A 17,041-nucleotide genomic window follows, 5' to 3' on the forward strand; every position below is an offset into this window, starting at 1 on the left:
CGAGTAGAAACCAATTTGTTCGCTAATATGGTGATTCGCAATATTGAGTCCGGATCACATTGGACGGAAGAAGGTGGACCATGGGCGGCTCCGAGTCCCGGCAGCGGCTTCCGCTCGCGACCGGCCGCGGCATCGTGACCGTCCTCGCGGTCCTTCCGCTGGTCCTGGCGGGTTTCGTCGTCGGCTACGGCGTGGGCTCGGGGGACGGCCGCTTCGGCGAGCCGATCCGCGAGGCCTGGGATGGCGGGCAGGGCACGGTCGACCACCGGCCCCTCGCGGCGTCCTTCACCGCCACGGGCGTCGAGGGCCGCGCGCCCGACGCGCCGTCGGTGCTGCCCGTCGGCTACTCCGACGACCTCGGCATCGCCGTCGCGCACCTCCAGTTCGCCGTGGACGAGACCACGGTCCGCCCGTCGCACACCGCGGAGCTGCGCCTGCCGATCGCCGTGCCGCCGGACTCTGAGGGCATGACCGTCGAGGTCGCCTCCGTCCACCCGGTGAGCTGCCTGTGCTCGCTGACGGCCGCCACCGCGCCGCCGTACGGCACGGTCTGGGACGCCGTCGAGGTGAACTCCTCCACTACCGAGATCGTCTTCGACGTCACCGGCGCGATCAACGCGCCCGGCCGCTACGGCTTCGCGATCACCAGTCCCGACCGCAAGGCCTACCTCGAACTCGAAGGCGCCGAGTACAACACGGGCCCGGCCCTGCGCACGGTCTCCGAACCGGACACGCCGACCGGCCCGCTCCCGCCGACGGCCCCGGCCCCGACCGGCCCGGCCACGTCGGCCCCGCCGCTCCTGCCTTCCGACGCGCCGTCCGATGCGCCGTCGCAGTCGCCGTCCGCATCGCCGAGCGGACCGCCGAGCGAGACGCCGAGCGCATCGCCCGGGCCAACAGACGGCACGGTCCCCACCGCGCCGATGGACCCGGCCGGATCACCGGCCCCGACGACCGATCCCACGGGCGTCCCGGGCATGCCCGCCGCCGACCCGACCGAGCCGCTGCCGGAGTCGGGCCAGTCGGAGGACCAGCTGAGCGTCTGCTCGACGGGGGACAAGCTGGTGCCGACGTGCGGCGCGCTCGTCGGCGTCGCGCCCGCGGCGCACACCAGCCGCGTCAAGGAGGACGAGCTGCTCGCGTTCGAGGAGCGCGTGCAGCACACGCAGCAGATCTACCACGCGTACGAGCGCGGCGACGACCGCCTGTTCCCGACGCCCGCGCAGATCGCGCTCACCGAGGACCCGGCCAATCCGCGGACGCTGTTCATCAACTGGAAGCCGCGCATGGCGAACTGGGCTGAAATCGCCGCGGGCGACCCGGAGACCGACGCGTACCTGGACCGGCTCGCCGAGCACATCACCGCGAACTTCGACAAGCCGTTCTTCTTCACCGTCCACCACGAGCCCGAGAACGACGTGGTGCAGCGGGAGGGCTCGGGGATGGAGGCCTCCGACTACGCGGCGATGTTCCGGTACGTGGTGGAGCGGCTGCGCGCGCACGGCGTCGACAACCTCGTGTCCGTCATGAACTACATGGGCTACCTCAAGTGGGTCGAGAAGCCCTGGCACGACCAGCTGTACCCGGGCGACGACGTGGTCGACTGGATCGGCCTGTCGGGCTACGGCCAGTCGCTCCACGACGACGGGCGCTCCGACTTCGGGGAGATCGTCGACCAGACCAAGGGCGACACCGCGTGGCCCGGGTTCTACCACTGGGTCGCGAAGGAGCATCCGGCCAAGCCGATGATGCTCGCCGAATGGGGCGTGTTCCACGAGGAGGACTACCCCGACCACCAGGCCGCGGTCTTCCAGGCCGCGCGGTACCAGATGGCGCACTACCCGCGCCTGAAGGCGATCGTCTACTTCGAGACGCCCGCGGACTCCAACGGCGGCAGGAACTCCGAGATCCACCTCGACGACGGCGCCCTGGAGGCCTTCCGCGACCTGATGCGCTCGCCGTACTTCGACGTGCGCCTGGAGTGAGATTCGCCGCTCTTGCGCGGCGGAGCACGCGTTTTCGTCGGACCCGGGGGCGACCCTTGGACCGGCACCCAGGGCGGGCGGGTTCTTTCCCTCCCACCCCGGGAGGGGCCGCCCTCGGCCCGCCGCCCGCGCGGGTGAGCCCTCAGTCCGCTTCGGCCGCAGGGGCTTTCGGGTGGCGCTTGTACGGGGACACGTAGCGGTCGCCAGGGATCCAGAAGCGCCAAGCGGTGTCGGCGGCCTTCGTGATCCCGGTGCGCGGCCCGGCGAGCGACGCGACCGGCTCGCCGCGGCTGACGGCGCCGACCATGTCGCGGCCGTCGTCGTCGCGGCCCCAGCCCATCGCCTGCGCGAGCCGCGCGGGACCGCGCGCGAGGTCCCGCTCCGCGACGTTCTCGCCGCGCCGCCCCTGGGCGACCGGCGCCCCGTCGACGACCTCCCCGGCGCGCAGCAGCACCGCCGCGCCGGCGCCGTCGGCGCCGCACACCAGGTTCGCGCAGAAGTGCATGCCGTACGTGAAGTACACGTACAGGAACCCCGCGGGCCCGAACATCACCTTCGTCCGCGCCGTCGGACCGCGGAAGGAATGCGAGGCCGGGTCGTCCTCGCGGTACGCCTCGACCTCCGTCAGCCGCACCGAGACGCCGTTCGCGGTCACGATGCAGCCCAGCAGCTCCGGGGCCACGACCACCGAGTCCCGGGCGAAGAAGTCGCGGTCGAGCGCGCGGCTCACGCGCACCCGGTCGGCGCGTCCTCGGCGGCCGGGACCTTCTCGGCGATCACCGTCGACAGGTCGTTCAGCACGTCGACGGGCTGCTCGTGCTCCGCGGGGACGCTCACGCCGACCGGGACCTGCCGGTCCAGGGTCGTCCACTCCACGCCCGCCTCGTCGGAGTACCAGCAGACGCCGTTGAGCTTGTAGACCGCGTCGGTGTCCGCGACCTCCACGGGCGCGGCCCCGCAGGTCGCCACCACCGCCGGGTCGCCGTACGCGAGCACCGACTCCGCGGCGCCCGCGCCGCCCTCGACGGGCCGCGCGTCCAGGCCCCCGGCCGCCTCCGGCGCGGTCGCCGTCAGGGCCAGGCAGATCACGGCGTCGTCCTCGGTCAGCTCGGGCACGGCGACCGTGACCGGCGACAGGTCCGCCTGCACCAGGTCGGAGTGCTCCTCGGCGACAGGGGCCATCGCGTTGTAGATGAGCACCCCAGCCACGGCCGCCACCGGCACCGCCACCACGGTCGCGATGACCGCGGGAAGCCTCGACTCGCCCACCGGGCGCCCCCTCAGAGCTTGAGGATCGAACAGGTCAGCGTGCGGGTTATGCCCGCCACCCGCTGGACTCTACTCACCACCGCGTGCCCGAGCGGATCGCCGGTGGACGCCTCGGTGAGCACGACCACGTCGTACGGGCCGGTCACGGTGTCGACGCGGACGACGCCGTCGATCCCGGACACGGCCTTGGTGACCGCCTCGGCCATGCCGACCTCGGTCTGGATGAGCATGTACGCCTGCACCATCGTGAGGGCACCTCCCCGTGACTGGCGAAGCGCGGTGGCCTTGGACCCGACACGGGCGGGCCTGACCGCTTCCCGTTCGCCGTTGAGCGAAGATTACCGAGTGATCCACCGACCTTCAAGCGACCGAGGAATGGAGCGATCGTGAGCGAGACCGTCGCCGAGGTCGGCGAATTCCGCCTCATCGAGCGCTTCACCCGCCACTTCGGGACCACCGACGCGGTCCTCCTCGGCCCCGGCGACGACGCCGCCGTGGTCGCCGCGCCCGACGCCCGGGTCGTCGCCTGCACCGACATGCTCGTGGAGGGCAACCACTTCCGCCGCGACTGGTGCTCCGCGGCCGACGTCGGCCACAAGGCCGCCGCCGTGAACCTCGCCGACATCGCCGCCATGGGCGCCCGGCCCACCGCGCTCCTCGCCGCGGTCTGCGCGCCGCAGGACACGCCCGCCGAATGGCTCGAAGGACTCGCCTCCGGCCTCGCCGACGAGGCCGCCGCGGTCGGCGCGGCCGTCGTCGGCGGCGACACCACCCGCGGCGACCAGCTCACCATCACCGTCACGGCCCTCGGCGACCTCGAAGGCCGCGCCCCGGTCACGCGCGCGGGCGCCCGGCCCGGCGACGTGATCGCGCTGGCGGGGAAGACCGGCTGGGCCGCGGGCGGCCTGAACGTCCTCTCCCGCGGCTTCCGCTCCCCGGGCGCGCTCGTCGGCGCCTACCGGCGGCCCCAGCCCCCGTACGCGGCCGCGCGCGACGCCGCCCTCATGGGCGTCAACGCCATGATCGACATCTCCGACGGCCTCCTCGCCGACCTCGGTCACATCGCGTCGGCCTCGGGCGTCGCGATCGACGTCGACACGGCGGCCCTGCCGATCCCCGAGCCGATGCGCAACGCCGCCGAAGCCCTCGGCTCCGACGCCCGCCGCTGGCTCCTCACCGGCGGCGAGGACCACGCCCTCGCCGCGGCGTTCCCCGCCGACGTGCTGCTCCCGGAAGGCTGGCGCCGCATCGGCTCGGCCGCCGAAGGCGGCGGCGTCACGGTCGACGGCCGCAAATGGTCCGGCCCGACGGGCTGGGACCACTTCGCGACCGCGTAACCGAGGGCCGGGCCTACCCGCCCTTGGGTGGGTAGGCCCCAACCTCCCGCCCGGGTGCGACGAAAACGCCCGGGTTCCCACCCGGGCGTAGCGAGGATCACGTGATCCCCGGAAACGACAAAGCGCCGCCGGGGCCGAGCCCCGGCGGCGAAAGTCTTCTCGGCGTCAGCCCTTAGCGGGTGACCTTGCCGGCCTTGATGCACGAGGTGCAGACCTTGGCGCGGCGCTTGTTGTCGCCGGAGCCAGTCGCGATGCGGATGGTCTGCAGGTTCGGGTTCCAACGACGACGGGTCTTCTTGTGGGACCACGGGACGTTGTTGCCGAAGCCCGGGCGCTTGGCACAGACTTCACACACGCTCGACATAATCCATAACTCCTGCTTGACGTTCATTCGACCCGCCTGACGGCGGGCAACCCGGCAATTCTAACGGACCCGGGAAGGCCCCTGCCATCCAGGTCAGGGGACCTGCGCCACAGCCGCGGCCGCACGTCCTTCCAGGACGCCGTTCCACTGCTCTGTACTGTGGCGGCTGCCGCCGTCCGCTACCGTCGGTGACTCTAGGATGGGCGTTAATCCCGTAGGCTGGCCGCATACAGATGATGTGCCGATGCCCATAGCTTCTTTGGTGAGTCGAACATGAGCAACACCCCGCAGCAGCCTGCCGACGGATGGCAGTCCCCGCAACAGCCCCCGGTGTACCGCCCCAACGAGCAGCCGCCGGAGGAACCGCCGCCGTGGTCGCCCGAGAGCCAGCGGATGTCGGGGATGAGCCAGCAGCAGCCGGGCCCGGTCGAGTCCGACGGCACGGTCAAGTACGTCGGCGGCCCCGGCCAGCCCTCGCAGCCGCCGTTCGGCCCGCCCCCGGGCGTCCCCATCTCGCCGTTCGACCAGCCGGCGCAGTCGCCTCAGCAGATGCCGCCGCAGATGTCCCCGCAGCAGATGCCCGCGGCCGACCCGTTCGGAGGCGGCGGCGGGATGCCGGTCTCCGGCATGCCGGTCTCGGGGATGCCGCCGGTCTCGTCGATCCCGGCCTCGGGCATGCCGGTGTCGGGCCCCGCGGGCCAGTACGGCCAGCAGCCTCCTTACGGGCAGCAGCCGCCGTTCGGCGGCGGCCAGTTCGGCCCCCAGGGCGGCCAGCTCGTCCCGGTCTCCGGCGGCGGGGCGCAGCCGTGGGGCGCGCCCGACACGATCCAGCGCAAGAAGAAGGGCGGCAAGGGCCCCATGTGGCTCCTGCTCGTCGGCGTCGTGGTCATCGCGGCGGCCCTGGGCGTGGGCGGCTTCTTCCTGTTCAACCCGAGCGACGACCCCGACGACCAGGCGACCGGCACCATCTCCTCCCAGGAGGAGGAGCCGACCGGCGAGGCGTCGGAGTCCGGCGAGCCGACCGCGAGCGAGGAGGCCACCACCGAGGCGGCCCCCGAGCCCGAGACGCCCGCGGCGACCACGGTCCTCGCGAACGACGGCTCCGGCCTGAGCATCCTCGTCCCCGAGGGCGCCGCCGAGGCCACCAGCCCGCCCGACGTGTTCTCCGACGTCACCGGGACCACGCTCGGCGCCGACGGCCCGACCGTGTACTTCGGGACGTTCGACCCCGCCAAGATCGGCGTCGCCGACGACGTGGACCTGGAGACGCTCGGCGCGAACCTCCAGGCCGCCGCCGCCACCTGGGCGGGTGGCGCCGCCGAAGGCGCCTCCGGCAGCCAGTACCGCGTGGACGCCCGCGCCGCGTACTTCAACACGTTCACCGTCGGCGGCAACACCGTCATGACCGCGATCGTCCAGAACGGCAGCTCGTACGTCGGCTTCGTCGGCTCGGCCACGCCCGAGCAGGTCGAGGCCCTGGAAGCGGCCCGCACCAGCATCAGCTTCGGCCCCTGATCCAGCGCCCTCCGGGGGAGGCGGCGGCACCGACCGGTACCGCGGCCTCCCCCGGAGGCGTATCCTCATGGCCCGTGGTGGAAATCCCTGAGACCGGACGCCAGGCCCTCGACGCGGACCTCATGCGCGAGTGGGCCGCGCGCGGCATCGACACGCTCACCCGCCACCGGCGCGGGGTCGACGAGCTGAACGTGTACCCCGTCGCCGACTCGGACACGGCGACGAACATGGTCGCGACCCTCCAGGCCGCCTTCCAGGGCGGCACCCCCGGGCTCGGTCTCGAAGCGCTCCTCGACGAGGCCGCCGGGCGGGCCCTGCTCTCGGCGCGCGGGAACTCCGGGGTGATCCTCGCGCAGATGCTCCGCGGCCTCGCCGACGCGTGGAACGCCGACGCGATCGACGCGAAGGGCTTCGCAGCCGGACTCAGGGCCGCGACCGACGCCGCCACCGGGGCCGTCGCCGTGCCGCAGGCCGGGACGATCCTCACCGTCGCCGAGTCCGCCGCGACCGCCGCCGCGAAGGCCGCGCCGTTCGGGCTCGTCTCCGCGTCCCGCGCCGCCGCCGAGGCCGCCGCCGCAGCGGTCGCCGCCACCCCCGGGCAGCTCCCGGCGCTGGCCCGCGCCGGGGTCGTCGACGCCGGGGGCCTCGCGCTCGCCCTGCTCCTCGAAGCGCTCGTGGAGACCCTCACCGGCTCCCGCCCGACCGGGGCCCTGGACCTCCTGGAGCGCCACCGCGTGCGCGCGGTCGAGGAGACCGAGCAGGTCCCGCGCGAGACCGGCTCGGAGGTCTACGGCTACGAGGTCCAGTACCTCCTCGAAGCGGACGCGGGCGCCGCCGCCGAGCTGCGCCACCGGCTCACCGACCTCGGCGACTCCGTCGTCATCATCGGCTCCCGCGCGGCCCGGGACGTCACCACGTTCAACGTCCACGTGCACGTCAACGACATCGGCGCGGCCATCGAGGCCGGGATCGAGCGCGGCCGCGTCCACCGGATCTCCGTGACCCGCTTCGACGACACCGTCTTCGAAGGCACCGCCGCGGTCCACGCGAACGCCCGCATGCACGCCGCGCCGGCGCGTCGCCCGGACCCCGAACCCGAGGCGCCCACGCGGGCCCTCCTCGTCGTCACCGAGTCCGCGGGCCTGCGCGGTTTCCTTGCGGCCGAAGGCTGCCGCACCGCCACCGAAGCCCGCGCGGGCGCCGAGCTCGCCGCCGCCCTCGCCGACGGCGCCGACAGCGTCGTCGTGATCACCGACACCGATGCGGCCGCGCGGACCGCGCACCGCGCCGTCGAGGCCGCCCGCGGCGACGGCGGACGCCGGGTCGCCGCGCTGTTCGCCGTCACCCGCGTGCAGGCCGTCGCCGCCGTCGCCATCCACGACCCCGAGCGGCCGTTCGACGACGACGTCACGGCCATGGGCGAGGCGATCAAGGCGTGCCGCACCGGCGAGGTCCGCACGGTCCCCGACGGGTTCGCCGCCGTCGTCCACGGCACGGCTGCGGCGGTCTTCTCAGGGGCCGCCGAAGCGGCCCGCGACCTCGCCGACCGGCTGTGCGCCGAAGGGGCCGAACTCCTCACGGTCCTGCCCGGCGCCGGGTCGGACCCGGAAACTGTCACAGCCTTGAGTCATCATGTGCGCGAGGCGTGGCCGACCGTGGAGATCCAGCAGTTGCCCGCCGCAGAAGACGAACCGCTGCTGCTGATCGGAGCCGAATGACCGTAGGGCTGGAGACCCGGCTGCGCGAGGTCCTGGGCAAGAAGACCGCCGACGCCCTCGCCGACGGACTGGGGCTGGAGACCGCCGGGGACCTCCTCGGCCACTACCCGTTCCGCTACGCGCAGCGCGGCGAGCGCACCGACCTCGCCTCGCTCGGCATCGGCGACGACGTCACCGTCGCCGCGCAGGTCCGCGCCGCCGTCAAGAAGACCTTCACGCCCCGCTCCGGCAAAGGCCGCGGCAGGGGCGGGCGCGGCGAGCTCCTCGAAGTGATCGTCGCCGACGAAGCGGGGCGCTCCCTGACCCTCACGTTCTTCAACCAGGGCTGGCGCGCGAAGGAACTCGTCGCCGGACGCTGGGGCCTCTTCGCGGGCAAGGTGGCCCAGTTCCGCGGCCGCCTCCAGCTCAACTCCCCGCAGTACCAGCTCCTCGCCGAAGACGCCGACGACCCGGCCAGCGCCATCGAAGAATTCGCCGGGACGCTCATCCCCGTCTACCCGGCCACCGCCGAACTGCCGACCTGGAACATCGCCAAGGCCGTCCACACCGTCCTCGGCCTCGTCCCCAGCCCGCCCGACCCGCTCCCCGCGCCCCTGCGCGACCGCCTCGGGCTCCTCGACTACGGCACCGCGCTCCACCAGATCCACCGCCCCGAGTCCCACGAGTACCTCGGCGCCGCCAAGAAGCGCCTCAAATGGCAAGAGGCCCTGGTCATGCAGACCGTCCTCGTGCGCCGCAAAGCCGAGTCCGCGGGCGAGGCCGCCGACCCCTACCCCGAAGGCGGCGCGATCCTCGACGCCTTCGACGCGCGCCTCCCGTTCGACCTCACCGCCGGGCAGCGCCAGGTCGGCGCCGAGATCGCCGCCGAACTCGCCCGCGAGCACCCCATGCACCGGCTCCTCCAAGGCGACGTCGGCTCCGGCAAGACCCTCGTCGCCCTGCGCGCGATGCTCCAGGTCGTCGCCCACGGCGGCCAGGCCGCGCTCCTCGCCCCCACCGAAGTCCTCGCCGCCCAGCACCACCGGTCCATCGCCGAGATGCTCGGCGACCTCGCCAACGGCGGCCAGCTCGGCGCGCCCCCCGAGGCCACCCAGGTCGTGCTCCTCACCGGCTCGGCCACGGCCGCCCAGCGCCGCCCCGTCCTCGACGCCGTCAAGACCGGCGCCGCGGGGATCGTCATCGGCACCCACGCGCTCCTCTACGAGGGCGTCGAGTTCGCGAACCTCGGCCTCGTCGTCGTCGACGAGCAGCACCGCTTCGGCGTCGAGCAGCGCGACGCCTTGCGCGCCAAGGCGAACAAGCCTCCGCACACGCTAGTCATGACCGCCACGCCGATCCCGCGCACCGTCGCCATGACCGTCTACGGCGACCTGGAGACCAGCCGCCTCACCGAGCTCCCCGCGGGCCGCAGCCCCATCGCCACGCACGTCGTGCCGTACGGCGACGGCCGCTGGATGCAGCGCACCTGGACGCGCATCCGCGAAGAGGTCGCCGCCGGACGCCAGGCCTACGTCGTCTGCCCGCGCGTCGGAGGCGACGACACCGATGATCCGAACATCGGCGACAAGCGCCCGCCGCTCGCCGTCACCGACGTCATCGAGGAGCTGCGCGGCAACCAGCTCCACGGCCTGCGCCTGGGCCTCCTCCACGGCCGCCTCGACGCCGACGAGAAGGACCGCGTCATGCGCGCCTACGCCGCCGGGGACCTCGACGTCCTCGTCGCCACCACCGTCATCGAGGTCGGCGTCAACGTCCCCAACGCCACCGCCATGGTCGTCCTCGACGCCGAGCGCTTCGGCATTTCCCAGCTCCACCAGCTCCGCGGCCGCGTCGGCCGCGGCAGCCACCCCGGGCTGTGCCTCCTCGTCTCCGAGGCCATGGAAGGGACGCCCTCGCGCGAGCGCCTCGACGCCGTCGCGTCCACCACCGACGGCTTCGCGCTGGCCGAACTCGACCTGGAGCAGCGCCGCGAAGGCGACGTGCTCGGCGCGGCCCAGTCCGGCATGAAGTCCCATGTGAAGCTCCTGTCGCTGCTCAAGGACGCCGACATCATCGCCGCGTCGCGCGCCGAGGCGGCCGCGCTCATCGACGCCGACCCGGAGCTCAAGCGCTTCCCCGAGTTCGCCGCGCTCGTCGACGATCTCGCCGCCGACAGGGGCGAGTTCCTGGAGAAGGGCTGACGGCGCGGAGGCGGACTAGACTCGGATCCAAATGACCAGAATCATCGCCGGCAGCCTGAAGGGCCGCCGCCTCGCCACGCCCCCGGGGGACCGCACCCGGCCCACCTCGGACCGGGTCCGCGAAGCGCTGTTCAACTCGCTCGCGCCCGGCGGCGACCTCGACGGGCTCCGCTTCGCCGACCTGTACGCCGGTTCCGGCGCAGTCGGCATCGAGGCGCTCTCGCGCGGCGCGACCGCGGCCCTGTTCGTCGAGTCGCACCCGCTCACCGCGAAGCTCCTCCGCAAGAACCTCGCCGACCTCGGCGTCTCGGGCGGCGAGGTGATCTGCGCCCCTGTCGAGAAGGCCGTCCAGAACGGCCCGGCCGAGCCGTACGACATCGTCTTCGCCGACCCGCCGTACGCCGTCACCGACGCGGCGGTCGCGGGCGTCCTCGAAGCGCTGGTCGAGCACGGCTGGCTCGCGCCGGACGCCGACGTGGTCGTGGAGCGCGGCGGCAAGGACGCCGCGGTCCCGTGGCCCGCGAAGATCGCAGAAGACCGCGTCCGCCGCTACGGCACCACGGCACTTTGCTACGGTCACGCCCTGTGAAACCTGAAGCCCGAATCGCCGCCTGCTCCGGGTCATTCGATCCGGTGACGTACGGTCATCTCGACATCTTCGGACGCGCCGCCCAGTTGTACGATGAAGTCTGGGTCGCGGTCTTCCACAACGCCTCCAAGAACGCGCTGTTCAGCGTCGAGGAGCGGGTGGAGCTCCTCAAAGAGACCACCGCGGACATGCCCAATGTACGAGTCGCGTCCTTCCAGGGACTGGTGGTCGACTTCTGCCAGAAGCACGGCGCCGGAGTGCTCGTCAGAGGCGTGCGCGCGGCCTCCGACTTCGACTACGAACTACAGATGGCCCAGATGAACTACGGGTTGGCGGGTATCGAGACGGTGTTCATCCCGACCAACCCCCTCTACTCGTTTCTGTCGTCCTCGATGGTCAAGGACGTCACGAAATGGGGCGGCGACGTCTCGTCGCACGTGCCCGAAATCGTCCAATCGCGACTGATCGAGCGCTTGCGGCAGGAATAGCAGCACTTTCCACCCTCATACGGGACAATGTCCCCATGACAGACATCGACGGGAGCAAATCGGTGGGTGCGCTCGACCGGATCGAAGAGATCATCGCTTACGTGGAGCAGGCGAAAGCCGTGCCCATGTCCCGCGCCTGCAAAGTCGACCGGGCCGAGATGATCGCCATGCTCGAAGAGCTCCAGAACGAACTCCCCGGCGACCTGCGCCGGGCCGAGGCCATGCTCCAGGAGCGCGACAACATCATCAACGCCGGCGAGCGCGAGGCCGAGCGGATCATCGCGGAGGGCGAGTCGGAGCACGCGCGGCTCGTCTCGCGCCACGAGATCACCGTCTCGGCCGAGCACGAGGGCAACCGCATCATCGCGGAGGCCCGCGGCGAGGCCCAGCGCCTGCGCGACGAGGTCGACGAGTACGTCGACACGACCCTCGCGAACTTCGAGCAGTTCCTGCACCGCGCCCTCTCGGGCGTCGAGCGCGGCCGCGACAAGATGCACACCCTCCGCGAGATCGGCTCCTTCGCGCCCGCGCAGCAGGAGCAGTTCGAGGACGAGAAGCCGCTCCCGCAGATCTAGCGGGGGAGCGGCGGACGCTCCCCGGTCGGCATGGGCGCGAGACCGGCCCGCGGGCCGGGCGGCGCAGCCGCCCCGGCCGTGAGGCCGCGGGTACGGCGCCCCGGTCCCAGGACCTGTGGCGCAGCCGCGGTCGGCTTCGGCCGGACCGTCGCCGGTTGCGGCTCGGCCGCGAGGCTGGAGGCGGCGCGGGCAGGGCGCTCCCGGGTGGGAGGGTAAGGCGCCAGTCTTGCCCGCGGGTCCGACAATCCGGGCCCGCGGACGGGGCGGGTATCGCCGACATCACGTCACCGCTCGGCTCCGGCCTGGGTTGGGCCGGGCACCGGGGCTGATGTAGCATTACCGGTCGGCCTCGATCGAGGCGCACCTCCCTGAACCGAAGGACCGCAGCACGCCCATGACGACCGCTCCTGATCCCGCCGCGCCGCTGGTGTTCGACACCGCGGAGCTCGGGCGCAGCTCGGGCACGACGATGCACGTCGCGCTTGAGGTCCCGGCACCCGCCGGGCTCGGTCTCGCGGGCTACGAGGTCCCGGAGTCGGCCCCGCTCGACCTGGACTTCCACCTGACCGCGGTCAGCGAGGGCGTCCTCGCCGACGGCACGGTCGCGGCGGTCGCCGAAGGCGAGTGTGCGAGGTGCCTCGCACCCGTGGAGGACGCTCTCAACGTCCAGGTGCAGGAGCTGTACGCTTACGAAGGCTCCGTCACCGACGCGACCACCGAAGCCGACGAGATTCTGCGGCTCAGTGGGGACCTGCTCGATCTGGAGCCCGCGGTTCGGGACGCGCTGGTGCTGGCGATGCCGGTCACCCCGCTGTGCCGACCTGACTGCCCGGGGCTGTGCGCCGATTGCGGCGTCCCCTGGGACGAACTGCCCGACGACCACGTTCACGAGACCGTGGACCCCCGTTGGGCGGGTTTGGAGAAGCTTCGGCTCGCCGACACCGACGGCGAATCGAAATAGCACAGCGAATAAGTATGGAGTTCTGAAGTGGCTGTTCCGAAGCGTCGTATGTCGCGCAGCAACACCCGGCACCGTCGGTCGCAGTGGAAGGCGACGCCGATCCAGCTGGTCGAGTGCCCGCAGTGCCACGCCAAGAAGCGCGGCCACCAGGTCTGCGAGGTGTGCGGCACGTACAAGGGCCGCCAGGTTCTTGAGGCCTAAGTCCTCCCGCTTATGGGCGACAAGGCAGTACAACATTTCGAAGCGGTGTTCGGGGTCAGCGAGATCGACCCCGAACTGCTGCGTCTCGCCCTGACCCACCGGTCGTACGCGTACGAGCACGGCGGGCTGCCCACGAACGAGCGGCTGGAGTTCCTCGGGGACTCCGTGCTCAGCCTCGTGGTGACCACGGCGCTGTACCTGAACCACCCCGACCTGCCCGAAGGGCAGCTCGCGCGCCTGCGCGCGTCGGTGGTGAACATGAAGGCGCTGGCGGGGGTCGCGCGCCGCATGGGCGCGGGCGGCATCGGCCCGCACCTCCTGCTCGGCAAGGGCGAGGAGACCTCCGGCGGCCGCGGCAAGAACTCGATCCTGGCGGACGCGGTGGAGGCGCTGCTCGGTGCGGTCTACCTCCAGTACGGGGTCGAGACCGCGAAGCGGGTGGTGCACCACTTCTTCGACCCGCTCATGGAGGCCGCGGCCGGCCAGGGCGCGGCCCTGGACTGGAAGACCAGCCTCCAGGAGCTGACGGCCGACTCCGGTCTCGGCGTGCCCGAGTACCGGATCACCGAGTCGGGCCCCGACCACGCCAAGCAGTTCACGGCCTGGGCCGTGGTCGCGGGCGAGGAGTTCGGCGAGGGCACCGGCGGCTCGAAGAAGGACGCCGAGCAGATCGCCGCCAAACTCGCCTGGCAGGTCCTCTCGGACCGCATGGGTGTCAAGCAGCGGTAAGACTCACGCGAGGGGCGGGAACCGGAGATCCGGTTCCCGCCCCTCGCGCTATTTCTGACACTTCGGGCAGTAGTGGGCCGAGCGGTCGCCGATGACTTCGCGGACGATCGGGGTGGCGCAGCGTTTGCAGGGCTGGCCGGCGCGGCCGTAGACGGCGAGTTCGCGGGCGAAGTAGCCGGCTTCGCCGCGGGCGTCGACGTAGAGCTCGTCGAAGGAGGTGCCGCCGACGGCGAGGGACTCGGTGAGGACGTCCTTGACATGGCCGAGGAGTTCGAGGGCCTTGCGGCGGCTCAGGGAGTCGCCCGAGCGGCGGCCGCGCAGGCGCGCGCGCCACAGGGCCTCGTCGGCGTAGATGTTGCCGACGCCGCTGATCCAGCCCTGGTCCAGAAGCGCCTTCTTGACCTCGATGGTGCGCTTGAGGAGCCGGTCGGCGCTCGCAGAGGCGTCGAAGACCGCTTCGAAGACGTCGGGGGCGATGTGGCCCATGGTCTTCGGCACGTCGTCACCCATCTCGGACAGCTCCCAGTACCCGAAGGTCCGCTGGTCGATGAACCACAGCTCGCGCGCGTCGGTGAACGTGAGGCGACCGCGCAGGTGCTTGTGGGCCTCGCGGCCGTCGGTGACGACGTGGAGCTGGCCGCTCATGCCGAGGTGGCAGATGAGCGCCCGGCCGTCGTCGAGAGAGAGCCACATGAACTTGCCGCGGCGGCCGGTGCCGGTGATCTCCAGGCCCTTGAGGTTCGCCTGGAAGTCGGCGACGCCGGGGGCGTGGCGGCGGACGGTCCGCGGGTTGTAGACCTCGGCGGTGCTGATGCGTCCGCCGCGGAAGGCCGCGTCGACCCCGCGGCGGACCGTCTCGACTTCGGGGAGTTCTGGCACGTTTCAAGTATGCCCAGGGGCTCCGGCTAGCTCAGTTGCGGGTGCTTCTCCCTGACGGTGTCGATGCCGTAGTTGATGGCGAAGGCGATCGCGGCGAGGCGCGAGTTGACACCGAGCTTGCCGAGCACGTTCTGCACGTGCGACCGGACCGTCGAGACCGACACCCCCATCTGGTCGGCCATGTGGCTGGTCGGCTCGCCGCGGACGATGCGGCGGAGCACGTCGTCCTCACGGGGCGTCAGGTGGTGCGCGAGTTCGAGGGCGTCCTGGTCGCCGAGGAGCGGCGCGGGCTGGAGCGCGGCCCGCAGCAGCTGCGGGTCGTAGTACGGCGGGCTCGCGAGGCTGGCGTCGATGGCGCGGAGCAGTTCGCTCGGGAGGATGTGGGTGTTCGCGATGCCTGCGGCCGAGACCGAGACGGCCTTGCGGAGCACCGATCCGTCTTCACGGTCGGTGATGAGGAAGACCGGCCGCTTGCAGTCGGTCAGGACCCGGTTCCGGGAGACCGCTTCGAGGGCGACGAGGCAGCAGTCGACCTGCGCGTCCGCGGCGGCGAGCGCTTTGGCGCTGCGGGCCTCGACGGGGTGGTCGCCGCGTCGGTGGAGCAGGGGTCGAATGCTGGCGGAGAAGACCTGGTTCGGGTCGTACAGCATGACACGCACGGTGGCACCTCATCCTTCGGGTGTGCTTCGGTCGCCTCCCCAGATGCACGCCCGTTCAGGCGGCCACCCCAGCATGACTGTTGGTAATCGCCCAGTCCAGCATTGAGTCGGATGGACGACAGTACGAGGTCGCGGCGCCGTTCACCTGCGATAATGCGGCCCCTGAAGGGCTAGCCGAACATCTGCACCCAGTAGATGGTGCCGTCGCGGTCGTACGCGCCGATCCCGATGACGTCGTAGCCGCAGTTGAGGATGTTGGCCCGGTGCCCCTCGGAGTTCATCCACCCCTCCATGACCGATTCGGCGTCGGGGTAGCCCATGGCGATGTTCTCGCCGACGCCGCCCTCGTAGCCCTGGGCGTTGGCCCGGTCGGTGGGGGTGCGGCCGTCCTGGGAGGTGTGGTCGAAGTAGTCGTTCTCCGCCATGTCCTCGGCGTGGAGGCGCGCGGCGGTGTCGAGGCGGGAGTCGCGGGCGAGGTCGCCGCAGCCGTTCTCGGCGCGGCGGTCGTTGACGATGCCGAGGATCTCCGACTCGGCGTCGGCGTACGGGGCGTCGTCGCCGCCCCCGTCGTCCCCGCCGCCGCCGGAGCCGCCCCCGTCGTCCTCTTCCTCTGCGGCCGTGGTGGTCTCGGCCGCCTCGGTGGTGGGCTCCTCCTCGGCCTCCTGCGGGAGGATCTCGGCCTCCTGGAGGTCCGCGAGCGGGGAGACCGTGGGGCTCTCCTCGGCCGCTGCCGACGATGACGCGCTGGTCGCGGGGTCCTGGGACGCCGCTTCCGTGCCGTCCAGTGGCGACCCGACCGCCCACAGTGAGGTGGCCCCCGCCGCCAGGCCGAACGAGGCCAGGATGGCGATGAACATCCGGCGCGTGCTCTCGGCGGGGTCGCGGTGGCGTCCGCCCTGGAGTCTTCGCATGGGGGTACGGCTCCGTCGCGGGGGGAAATACACGGGGGTTTTTCGCGTTTCACGGGGACCCTACCAGGTTCGGACCGGGCGCGCACTGAGCGCGGTGTGACCGGGCGCCTACGGGAGTACCCCCGCAGGTGTGACCCCCGTCGAATCCGGGGGTAGAAGCATGTGCAAAGCTTGACGAAGACCGCCGGAAAGGCGGAAGATAGTGGGTGACGGCCAGTGTTCACGAGCCGTGCTCCACTGGTCCGGCAAGGGGCAATCGGCCCCGGCGGCTAAAAAAATCACTCAGCAAATGCGACGTCTTTTCCGGTGCGTACGCCAACGCCACCAGACGACGTGATCGCAAGGAGAAACTATGGCGAAAGCCCTCTACGGCCACATCGGCCAGGCTCCCAACAAGCGCCTGCTCGAAGAAGTGGTCCAGCTACGCGCGCGAGTACGGAACCTCGAGACCGAGCTTGCCGAGCTGCGGTCCCGCGAGGACGAGATCGAGCAGGACCAGGTCGAGGAGCTGATGCGGCTGCACGAGCCCGCGTTGACCTAGACCGTCACTCGCACAACGGAAGATAGGCGCGCCAGCTGCCAGCAGCGGGCGCGCATTGTCGTGTTCGGAGGGCGTTCACCCCGCGGAACCCCGGGAACCCGGTCCGGGTTCGTCCTCTTTGAGAGCTTTGATCTCCCCGT

19 protein-coding genes are annotated in these 17,041 nt (G+C 71.8%); 12 read left to right on the forward strand and 7 right to left on the reverse strand.

Annotated features, from left to right (window positions below; all coding sequences use genetic code 11):
- Positions 1-80: 80 nt before the first annotated feature.
- Positions 81-1,985 (forward strand): glycosyl hydrolase, encoded by a 1,905-nt coding sequence (locus WA640_RS06760; protein ID WP_335986791.1) that lies wholly within the window; start codon positions 81-83, stop codon positions 1,983-1,985.
- Between the two features lie 142 nt (positions 1,986-2,127).
- On the opposite strand, the gene WA640_RS06765 is transcribed toward WA640_RS06760, so the two are convergent.
- Genes WA640_RS06765 through WA640_RS06775 form a run of 3 tightly spaced genes read right to left on the reverse strand, consistent with a single transcriptional unit; the run spans position 2,128 to position 3,499 of the window.
- The gene (locus WA640_RS06765) at positions 2,128-2,721 is read right to left on the reverse strand and encodes a DNA-3-methyladenine glycosylase (RefSeq protein WP_335986792.1); all 594 of its coding nucleotides are present in this window, start codon (positions 2,719-2,721) and stop codon (positions 2,128-2,130) included.
- Positions 2,712-3,254 (reverse strand): DUF3515 family protein, encoded by a 543-nt coding sequence (locus WA640_RS06770; RefSeq protein WP_335986794.1) that lies wholly within the window; start codon positions 3,252-3,254, stop codon positions 2,712-2,714. Before WA640_RS06770 ends, WA640_RS06765 begins: the two co-directional genes overlap by 10 nt.
- 11 nt (positions 3,255-3,265) lie before the next feature.
- Complete coding sequence (locus WA640_RS06775) at positions 3,266-3,499, reverse strand: Lrp/AsnC ligand binding domain-containing protein (protein ID WP_335986795.1); 234 nt, start codon at positions 3,497-3,499, stop codon at positions 3,266-3,268.
- Between the two features lie 141 nt (positions 3,500-3,640).
- On the opposite strand from WA640_RS06775, the gene WA640_RS06780 reads away from it, so the two are divergent.
- Positions 3,641-4,591 (forward strand): thiamine-phosphate kinase, encoded by a 951-nt coding sequence (locus WA640_RS06780; protein WP_335986796.1) that lies wholly within the window; start codon positions 3,641-3,643, stop codon positions 4,589-4,591.
- A gap of 172 nt (positions 4,592-4,763) precedes the next feature.
- Here WA640_RS06780 and rpmB read toward each other — a convergent pair whose 3' ends face one another.
- On the reverse strand, positions 4,764-4,955 hold the full coding sequence (gene rpmB / locus WA640_RS06785; RefSeq protein WP_030157716.1) for a 50S ribosomal protein L28: 192 nt from the start codon (positions 4,953-4,955) through the stop codon (positions 4,764-4,766).
- 273 nt (positions 4,956-5,228) lie between these two features.
- Between rpmB and WA640_RS06790 the strand changes: the two genes are divergently transcribed.
- The 9 genes from WA640_RS06790 (at position 5,229) to rnc (ending at position 13,911) form a co-directional block, all read left to right on the forward strand.
- Complete coding sequence (locus WA640_RS06790; protein WP_335986797.1) at positions 5,229-6,470, forward strand: hypothetical protein; 1,242 nt, start codon at positions 5,229-5,231, stop codon at positions 6,468-6,470.
- A gap of 74 nt (positions 6,471-6,544) precedes the next feature.
- Positions 6,545-8,188 (forward strand): DAK2 domain-containing protein, encoded by a 1,644-nt coding sequence (locus WA640_RS06795; RefSeq protein WP_335986798.1) that lies wholly within the window; start codon positions 6,545-6,547, stop codon positions 8,186-8,188.
- On the forward strand, positions 8,185-10,368 hold the full coding sequence (gene recG, locus WA640_RS06800) for an ATP-dependent DNA helicase RecG (protein WP_335986799.1): 2,184 nt from the start codon (positions 8,185-8,187) through the stop codon (positions 10,366-10,368). Before WA640_RS06795 ends, recG begins: the two co-directional genes overlap by 4 nt.
- A gap of 31 nt (positions 10,369-10,399) precedes the next feature.
- The gene (rsmD, locus tag WA640_RS06805) at positions 10,400-10,957 is read left to right on the forward strand and encodes a 16S rRNA (guanine(966)-N(2))-methyltransferase RsmD (RefSeq protein ID WP_106364920.1); all 558 of its coding nucleotides are present in this window, start codon (positions 10,400-10,402) and stop codon (positions 10,955-10,957) included.
- Complete coding sequence (coaD, locus tag WA640_RS06810; RefSeq protein WP_106364919.1) at positions 10,954-11,445, forward strand: pantetheine-phosphate adenylyltransferase; 492 nt, start codon at positions 10,954-10,956, stop codon at positions 11,443-11,445. The genes rsmD and coaD overlap by 4 nt, the downstream gene beginning before the upstream one ends.
- A gap of 62 nt (positions 11,446-11,507) precedes the next feature.
- A complete protein-coding gene (locus WA640_RS06815) occupies positions 11,508-12,020 on the forward strand; it encodes a hypothetical protein (RefSeq protein WP_106364918.1) in 513 nt (170 codons plus the stop codon).
- Positions 12,021-12,414: 394 nt separating this feature from the next.
- The gene (locus WA640_RS06820) at positions 12,415-12,981 is read left to right on the forward strand and encodes a YceD family protein (RefSeq protein WP_106364917.1); all 567 of its coding nucleotides are present in this window, start codon (positions 12,415-12,417) and stop codon (positions 12,979-12,981) included.
- A 27-nt stretch (positions 12,982-13,008) separates the two neighbouring features.
- Complete coding sequence (rpmF, locus tag WA640_RS06825) at positions 13,009-13,182, forward strand: 50S ribosomal protein L32 (RefSeq protein WP_091053207.1); 174 nt, start codon at positions 13,009-13,011, stop codon at positions 13,180-13,182.
- A 12-nt stretch (positions 13,183-13,194) separates the two neighbouring features.
- Positions 13,195-13,911 (forward strand): ribonuclease III, encoded by a 717-nt coding sequence (rnc, locus tag WA640_RS06830; RefSeq protein WP_106364916.1) that lies wholly within the window; start codon positions 13,195-13,197, stop codon positions 13,909-13,911.
- 48 nt (positions 13,912-13,959) lie between these two features.
- Here the strand turns inward: rnc and mutM are convergent, their stop codons facing one another.
- The 3 genes from mutM to WA640_RS06845 form a co-directional block, all read right to left on the reverse strand.
- Positions 13,960-14,790 (reverse strand): bifunctional DNA-formamidopyrimidine glycosylase/DNA-(apurinic or apyrimidinic site) lyase, encoded by an 831-nt coding sequence (mutM, locus tag WA640_RS06835; protein ID WP_335986801.1) that lies wholly within the window; start codon positions 14,788-14,790, stop codon positions 13,960-13,962.
- Between the two features lie 26 nt (positions 14,791-14,816).
- A complete protein-coding gene (locus WA640_RS06840) occupies positions 14,817-15,440 on the reverse strand; it encodes a helix-turn-helix transcriptional regulator (RefSeq protein ID WP_335987547.1) in 624 nt (207 codons plus the stop codon).
- A gap of 179 nt (positions 15,441-15,619) precedes the next feature.
- Positions 15,620-16,360 (reverse strand): CAP domain-containing protein, encoded by a 741-nt coding sequence (locus WA640_RS06845; protein ID WP_335986802.1) that lies wholly within the window; start codon positions 16,358-16,360, stop codon positions 15,620-15,622.
- Between the two features lie 352 nt (positions 16,361-16,712).
- Between WA640_RS06845 and WA640_RS06850 the strand changes: the two genes are divergently transcribed.
- Positions 16,713-16,901, forward strand: a complete 189-nt coding sequence (locus WA640_RS06850; RefSeq protein ID WP_106364912.1) for a hypothetical protein — start codon at positions 16,713-16,715, stop codon at positions 16,899-16,901.
- Positions 16,902-17,041 lie beyond the last annotated feature (140 nt).

It is taken from the genome of Glycomyces sp. MUSA5-2, from assembly GCF_037034145.1.
Classification (GTDB): Bacteria; Actinomycetota; Actinomycetes; order Mycobacteriales; family Micromonosporaceae; genus Glycomyces; species Glycomyces artemisiae.